Raw genomic sequence first — 4,570 nt, forward strand, 5'->3', positions numbered from 1 at the left:
TAAGAAACGGGGTTGTGGTCGGGCGCCGGCGGAAAAGGCCGGCGGCCCATCGACTGGAAGCGAGGCCTTGTTAGCACTCGTCAGCAGCGAGTGCTAATCATAAGGGCAATCGGCGGACTTTCAAGGCCGGGGCGGCCCGCCGGGCTGTAACTGCGCTCGGTTTTTGGTCGCGAGGGCTTCAGAGGTCCAGCTTCAGGCTGGCCACGACGCTGCGCCTGGCGCCCGGAATCACGTACAGGTTGCCCCACGAGGCGGTGTAGAAGTTCCGGTTGAAGAGGTTGTGCACGTCGATCGACACGCGGGCGGTCTTGTTGATCTGCCAGAAGCTCACCAGCTTGACGGTGGTGTAGGCCGGCAGCGAGTAGGTGTCGGCGCTGTTGCCCGAACGGTTGCCCACGTAGTTGATGCCGGCACCCACGCCATAGCGGCTGCCGTCGGCCAGCGCATCCTCGCGGATGGCGAACAGGCCGGCGCTCGTCCTCGGGATGTTCACGATGCGCGTGCCGGGCGCCAGCGTTGCGTCCTTCGAGATGCGGGCGTCGACATAGGCGAAATTTCCGCTCACCCGCCAGTTCCTGTCGATCTGGCCGTAGACGTCTGCCTCGAAGCCGCTGCTCTTGACCTCGCCGGCCGCCACGGAGAAGCCGGGCGTGTCGCTGGCCGTCAGCACGTTGGTCTTCTTGATGTCGAACACGGCCAGGTTGGCGCCCAGGCGCTGGTCCGGCGTCTGCAGCTTCAGGCCGGCCTCCAGCGCGGTGGAACGCTGCGGATCGAAGGCCTGGCCGTTCTTGTCGGTGCCGCTGTTGCCGCGAAACGACTTGCCGGCCGAGACGTACCAGGAGCTCCAGTCGTTCGGCAGGTAGGTGAGGCCGGCGCGCGGCGAAACAGCATCATGCTTCTGGGCGCTGTTGCGGTTCACGCGGTCCTCGATGCGCTGCCTGAAATGGTCGTAGCGGGCGCCCACCAGCAGCTTCCACTGCGGCGAAAGGCTGATCTGGTCCTGCAGGAAAACCGCGCTCGCGCGCTGGTGCTCGTCCGAGCTGGAGGTGAGCGAGGTGAGCGGCGGCCGGGGCTTGCCATAGACAGGCTGGTAGATGTCGATCGGGTAGTTGCCCGAGCGGAGGATTTCGGTGTTCATCCACAGCCTGGACGCTTCCACGCCGACCAGCAGCGTGTGGGCCAGGGCGCCGGTCGCGAACTTGCCTTCCAGCTCCGCCTGGAAGGACGTGTCGCGCGACGGCAGCTGGCGCCAGGTGGCGCGGCGGTTGAGCGTCCGGTTGTCGCTGGCGAGCGAAGTCGCTTCGGTGTAGTTGCCGGAGAAGGTGCTTTCCTTGTAGCTCGCACCGATGCGCGCGCGCCAGTTTTCCGACAGCTGGCGGTCCAGCGTGAGCTGGTGCGTATTGCTGGTGAGCGTCATGTTGCCGTCGTCGGGCTCATTGAGCACACGGTCGCGCGGCAAGGTTCCGAGCAGGCCGCGAACATTGATCAGCCCGCGGTCCAGCGGCGTTTTCGAACGCAGGAATTCGGACTCGTAGTTGAGCACTGTCTTGTCGTCGATGACCCAGGTCAGCGCGGGTGCCACCAGGGTGCGCCTGTTGCTCAGCAGGTCGCTTCGGCTGTCGCCTTCCTCCACCGCCAGGTTCAGCCGGTAGGCCACGTTCCGGCTCAGCGCGCCGGTGCTGTCCAGCGTGCTGCGGCGCAGGCCCTGGCTGCCGATGCTGAAGTCGGCCGTGTTGCGGCGCGTGAACTCCGGCTTCTTCGTGACGATGTTGATGGTGCCGCCCGGCTCGCTGCTGCCGTAGATGGCCGACGCCGGCCCCTTGAGGAATTCGAAGCGCTCGACCGTGGCGGTGTCGCGCGGCGGGTTGTAGCCGCGCGATCCGGGGAAACCGTTGACCAGGAATCCCATGTCGGTACTGCTGAACCCGCGGATGCCGAAGTTGTCCCAGGTGCCGCCGAAGTCGTTGAGGCGCGTGATCCCGCTCACAAGATCCACCGTGTCGGCCAGTCGCGTTGCACCCATGTCCTCGATCAGCTGGCTGGAGACGATGCGCACCGACTGCGGCACCTCTCGCAGCAGCGTGCTGGTGCGCGTGGCACCGCTGCTGGTCGTGGGGTTGTAGCCGCCGGATTCGGGCTCGGCGACCACATGCACTTCGGGCAGCGATGTGCTCGCCGGGTCCGGCTGTCCGTTGCCGGTGCCTTGTGCCATGGAGAGCGGGGAAATGGAAGCGAGGGGGAGCAAGGCAAAGGCGATGCGTGACGACCGGATGCGGAATCTCATTGCAATTTGTTGACGTTTTATTTACAGTTAATGAGAATAACTCTCATTACCTATTGTAGACGTCCGCTACAACTGGTCGGTCGGCACGAACCAGGAGAACAGCAGCAGCTGCAGCCGCGTGAGCAGGCTCGAATCGGGCTCGCTGTCCAGCACCTCGTTGTCCACGTCGCCGGTGCCTATCCATTGCACGTTCTCGCCGTCGGGCATCAGCACGACGCGGTAGACGCCCTCGATGTCGTCCAGCTGGTAGGCATACAGAAGTGCCTGGGTCAGCTCGAAACTCCGCACGCGAACGCCGAATTCGGTGTTCAGCCGCGCCGAGCGCGGGTCGAGGTTCATCGAGCCGAGCAGCACCCACTCGCGGTCGACCAGCGCGAGCTTGGCATGCAGGCGGCCGCGCGCCTTCTTGAGCAGGCTGCGCAGCTGGCGGTTGCGCTTGAGCTGCTGGGTGCTGACCTCGTACAGGTTCACGCCCAGCTTCAGCATGTCGACGCGGTAGCGGTTGTAGTTGATGTTGACCAGCGGCTCGTCGCTGTCGGCCAGCGAATTGGTGATGACGCTGATGCGCACGCCGCGCGCCCGGCCCTCGCGGATGCGGGCCATGCCTTCGTCGCCGGGAATGAAGTAGGGCGAGATCACCACCACGTCCGAGCGCGCCGTGGCGGTCATCTCATGGAAGCGCGCAGCGAGCGATTCGGCGGGCGATGCGAGGATGCCCAGCGCCTTGTTGGGGCTGTCGGCCGCGGCATGGGCGTCGGCGCGCATCCACTTCATGCGGCCGATGTCGGCCAGCTGGACGCCGAGCGGCGGGTCGCCCATCACGTCGGTGCCCTGAAGCGCGGCCGGCGCAGGGGCGTGGACCGCCGAGGTGGCGGCTTCGAATTCCGACTTCAGGGCCTCCGGCGTGCCGCTGGCGCCGGCAACCCGCTGGAGCGGGTAGACCACCTCGCTGTTCCAGTAGGTGTCGAAGATGCGGGCGGCTTCCGGAACCACGGGGCCCGCCATGAGGAGCTCGAAGTCGATGAAGTTGGCATCCTCGCTGCGCAGGAAGTATTCGTCGGCCAGGTTGCGCCCGCCCGCGATGGCCATGGCGCCATCGGCCACGAAGAGCTTGTTGTGCATGCGGTGGTTGAGCCGGCGGAAATCGCCGAAGAACTCGAGCCAGCGCGTGGCCGAGTGGTCGCGGGCGTTGACGAAGGGGTTGAACAGCCGGACCTCGGCATTGGGCTCCGCGGCCAGGCCGAGCAGCAGGCGGTCCATGCCGGTCGTGTAGAAGTCGTCGAGCAGCAGGCGCACCCGCACGCCGCGGCGCGCAGCATTTCGCAGTTCGCGCAGCAGCAGGCGGCCGGTCTTGTCGTTGCCGAGCTGGTAGGTCTGCACGTCCAGCGAGGCCTGCGCGCGCCGCATCAGCTCGAAGCGTGCATCGAGCGCAAAGGAAGCCTCCACCAGCGGCCGGATGCTCGACAGCCCATCGTGCGCGGCGGTGTCCAGGCTGGCCGCGGCGCGGCCGAGCGCGGTGGAGGGCGAGGCGGCGATCGAGAGCGTTGGCGGCTCGGGCGTGCGCGGAGGCAGGCCGGCGCAGCCTGCGAGCACCCCGGCGATGCCAGCGGCCACCAGCCAAAGCGCCAGGCCGCGCAGCGCGGGGAACAAAGAGGCGAGGAACTTGTGGAGCATGGGGCCCGCGAACGCACACGACGTGCGGCCGGATCGTAGCCGCTTTGCCTTGCGCCGCGCCTGCGCCGCGGATGCATGCGGTGGCCGAACGTCCCCTTGCCGAGGCGGGGAAATCGGAACAAATGGGGCTTTATAAATAGAATGCGAATCGTTCTTAATAATGTTTCGGAGTGGAGCGGGAATGGCAAGGTTATTGGCGGGGCGCAGGGTCGCATCGGTTCTGGCAGGCTGCATGGCGGTCTACGTGCATCACCAGGTCCTGGCCCAGACCGCGACGGCGCCCGGCGCCTTGCCGGAGGTGAAGGTCGATGCGAGCGCCGAGGCCGAAACCGCAACCTCGCCGGTGATCGGCTACCGCGCCCGGAACGCCGCCACCGCCACCAAGACCGACACGCCGCTGGCCGAAACGCCCCAATCGATCACCGTGGTCACGCGCGACCAGATGGTGGACCAGGGCGCGGGCAATGTTCAGGACGCGCTCAACTATGCGGCCGGTGTGCGCTCCGATGCCTATGGCCAGGATTCGCGGACCGACTCGGTGCGCATCCGCGGCGCCACGCCCGACGTCTACCTGGACGGCCTGCGCCAGTCCTATGGCTACTACACCAGCAC

Annotated in this window: 3 protein-coding genes; 1 reads left to right on the top strand and 2 read right to left on the bottom strand. The window is 66.7% G+C overall.

The genetic code is table 11. The features are described 5' to 3' along the window. Positions 1 to 178: 178 nt before the first annotated feature. Positions 179 to 2,284 (bottom strand): TonB-dependent siderophore receptor, encoded by a 2,106-nt coding sequence (locus AC1DOC_RS20285; protein ID WP_012746269.1) that lies wholly within the window; start codon positions 2,282 to 2,284, stop codon positions 179 to 181. A 66-nt stretch (positions 2,285 to 2,350) separates the two neighbouring features. After that, positions 2,351 to 3,958, bottom strand: a complete 1,608-nt coding sequence (locus tag AC1DOC_RS20290; protein ID WP_012746270.1) for a phospholipase D family protein — start codon at positions 3,956 to 3,958, stop codon at positions 2,351 to 2,353. A gap of 181 nt (positions 3,959 to 4,139) precedes the next feature. Between AC1DOC_RS20290 and AC1DOC_RS20295 the strand changes: the two genes are divergently transcribed. Continuing rightward, a partial coding sequence (locus AC1DOC_RS20295; RefSeq protein ID WP_478130370.1) for a TonB-dependent receptor plug domain-containing protein occupies positions 4,140 to 4,570 on the top strand: 431 nt, incomplete at its 3' end.

It is taken from the genome of Variovorax sp. 01T439_2, assembly GCF_056398445.1.

Excerpts from the sequence above, each read along its gene's own strand:
- AC1DOC_RS20285 (WP_012746269.1), bottom strand. The coding sequence starts at position 2,284 with ATGAGATTCCGCATCCGGTCGTCACGCATCGCCTTTGCCTTGCTCCCC.
- AC1DOC_RS20290 (WP_012746270.1), bottom strand. The coding sequence starts at position 3,958 with ATGCTCCACAAGTTCCTCGCCTCTTTGTTCCCCGCGCTGCGCGGCCTG.